Here is a 1,801-nt window from a genome sequence, read left to right on the forward strand (position 1 = left end):
CGGACGCGCGGAAACTTGTGTGGTGCCGTGTTCCTTGCATTCGGCGGCAATGATGATGAATCCATTCCTTGCTCAAACCTCAATCACAGGACGCATGTTAGGGATGGGGAGCGGATAAAAATATAGGAAAATTCTCAAAAGAGATGGTGTGTGACTTCATGAAACGACAAGCTGACGCTTGCCTGACCCAAGAGGGAAAATGACCGAAATTTTTCTGGCTTAGCGCCTCAGGGGAAATTTATCCTGCATGTCCTGACAGGGCGAAGACGGTTTCACCGTGCTGTGTTGCCGAAGGAAAAAACGGAACGCGGCGCAGGCATGCTCCTGCGGCATGAGGAGTTGTCGCCGTGTCGGCGGTCAGGGCCGGTAGCATGATGGAAACTTGCAACGGATACTTATATTTCCACACCTGTTGATGTTGGAGATATGGATGAGGAATAGCGATGTATAAAAAACAATGAAGCCACGGAAGTGGCTTCATTGAGACTTGCTTATCAGACTAGCGAGCGGAAAACAGAAGCATCTCTGGTCCGGAATGTTTAGCCTTATTGATACTCAAGGCTGTAAGTCACGGACGTGGTAGTCGCACCGGAAGTCGCACCACCCTTGGACACATACATTGCGTAATAGACCGGATTGGCAGTGCCGTCAGCGGCGATAGGGAAGAACGCCGTATTTTGGCCGCCGGTCATTGCACCGATGTTGACCTTGCTGGTGCCGGCCGCATCGTTGAACAGGCCGATCTGGACATTCTTGGCGCCACCGGCAGCGACATTCAGACGCCCCGTCGTGTAGTCGACGTTGGCGCCTGGTTCGAAGTAGAGACGAACGCCACCGGAGGTCGGTGTGCAGTTGGTCAGCGTCAGAGGAACGCGTGTCGAGCCGGCTTGGGAGCCGGCTGCAGCCAGTGTCGATGCCGATACCTTAGGCAGTGTCACGGTGAAGGTTGGTTGTCCGCCGTTGATTGTGCAAGTCTGATCGGTAATCTGGCCGCTGAAATTGATGGTGCCGTCGCTGGCGAAGGAAGCCATGGGCGCCAGTGCCGCAGCCGCCAGCAAGGAGGCGAGGATGGTTTTTTTCATGATGTGTACTCCAAAAGAATGTAAAGACAGTGGGTTGTTGTGATCATCAAGATTTTCGGACGCGCGGAAACTTGTGTGGTGCCGTGTTCCTTGCATTCGGCGGCAATGATGATGAATCCATTCCTTGCTCAAACCTCAATCACAGGACGCATGTTAGGGATGGGGAGCGGATAAAAATATAGGAAAATTCTCAAAAGAGATGGTGTGTGACTTCATGAAACGACAAGCTGACGCTTGCCTGACCCAAGAGGGAAAATGACCGAAATTTTTCTGGCTTAGCGCCTCAGGGGAAATTTATCCTGCATGTCCTGACAGGGCGAAGACGGTTTCACCGTGCTGTGTTGCCGAAGGAAAAAACGGAACGCGGCGCAGGCATGCTCCTGCGGCATGAGGAGTTGTCGCCGTGTCGGCGGTCAGGGCCGGTAGCATGATGGAAACTTGCAACGGATACTTATATTTCCACACCTGTTGATGTTGGAGATATGGATGAGGAATAGCGATGTATAAAAAACAATGAAGCCACGGAAGTGGCTTCATTGAGACTTGCTTATCAGACTAGCGAGCGGAAAACAGAAGCATCTCTGGTCCGGAATGTTTAGCCTTATTGATACTCAAGGCTGTAAGTCACGGACGTGGTAGTCGCACCGGAAGTCGCACCACCCTTGGACACATACATTGCGTAATAGACCGGATTGGCAGTGCCGTCAGCGGCGATAGGG

General features: G+C 52.4%; 3 protein-coding genes. All 3 read right to left on the reverse strand.

All coding sequences use genetic code 11. The features are described from left to right. Window positions 1-238 precede the first annotated feature (238 nt). Window positions 239-481 (reverse strand): hypothetical protein, encoded by a 243-nt coding sequence (locus PMI16_RS26010; RefSeq protein WP_157212676.1) that lies wholly within the window; start codon window positions 479-481, stop codon window positions 239-241. A 64-nt stretch (window positions 482-545) separates the two neighbouring features. Next, on the reverse strand, window positions 546-1,082 hold the full coding sequence (locus PMI16_RS16970; RefSeq protein ID WP_007881767.1) for a fimbrial protein: 537 nt from the start codon (window positions 1,080-1,082) through the stop codon (window positions 546-548). Between the two features lie 294 nt (window positions 1,083-1,376). After that, window positions 1,377-1,619, reverse strand: a complete 243-nt coding sequence (locus PMI16_RS26015) for a hypothetical protein (protein WP_157212676.1) — start codon at window positions 1,617-1,619, stop codon at window positions 1,377-1,379. Between the last annotated feature and the right edge of the window lie 182 nt (window positions 1,620-1,801).

Source organism: Herbaspirillum sp. CF444 (assembly GCF_000282135.1).
In the GTDB taxonomy this organism is placed as follows: Bacteria; Pseudomonadota; Gammaproteobacteria; order Burkholderiales; family Burkholderiaceae_D; genus Herbaspirillum.

What these genes read in the sequence shown, in the direction of transcription:
- PMI16_RS26010 (WP_157212676.1), bottom strand. Translation starts at nt 481, where the DNA reads ATGAAGCCACTTCCGTGGCTTCATTGTTTTTTATACATCGCTATTCCT.
- PMI16_RS16970 (WP_007881767.1), bottom strand. Translation starts at nt 1,082, where the DNA reads ATGAAAAAAACCATCCTCGCCTCCTTGCTGGCGGCTGCGGCACTGGCG.
- PMI16_RS26015 (WP_157212676.1), bottom strand. Translation starts at nt 1,619, where the DNA reads ATGAAGCCACTTCCGTGGCTTCATTGTTTTTTATACATCGCTATTCCT.